Origin of the sequence: Bradyrhizobium uaiense (assembly GCF_010811875.1) — a bacterium.
GTDB classification, from domain to species: Bacteria; Pseudomonadota; Alphaproteobacteria; order Rhizobiales; family Xanthobacteraceae; genus Bradyrhizobium; species Bradyrhizobium uaiense.
This window is the reverse complement of the sequence record NZ_VKHP01001089.1, coordinates 1-237: the sequence shown is the minus strand read 5'-3', so window position 1 is coordinate 237 and position 237 is coordinate 1. Positions and strand designations below refer to the sequence as shown.

At 62.9% G+C, this 237-nt stretch carries 1 pseudogene; it reads left to right on the top strand.

The features are described from left to right. Positions 1 to 237, top strand: a pseudogene (locus FNJ47_RS48885) (transposase); the annotation flags it as partial.

The window sequence follows — 237 nt, the reverse complement described above, 5'->3', positions numbered from 1 at the left end:
ACTTCGAATATCTGATCGTGGATTCCACCATCGTCCGGGCGCATCAGCACGCCGCCGGGGCGAAAAAAGGGGGTCTGAAGATCAAGCGATCGGGCGCTCGCGCGGCGGCTTGAGCACCAAGATACATATGGCGGTTCGGGGCTTGGGATGTCCCGTGCGGTTCACGCTCACCGCGGGCCAGAAGGGCGATGCACCGCAAGCCGCCACATTGATCGAAGGCTTGTCCGCCGAGGTCGT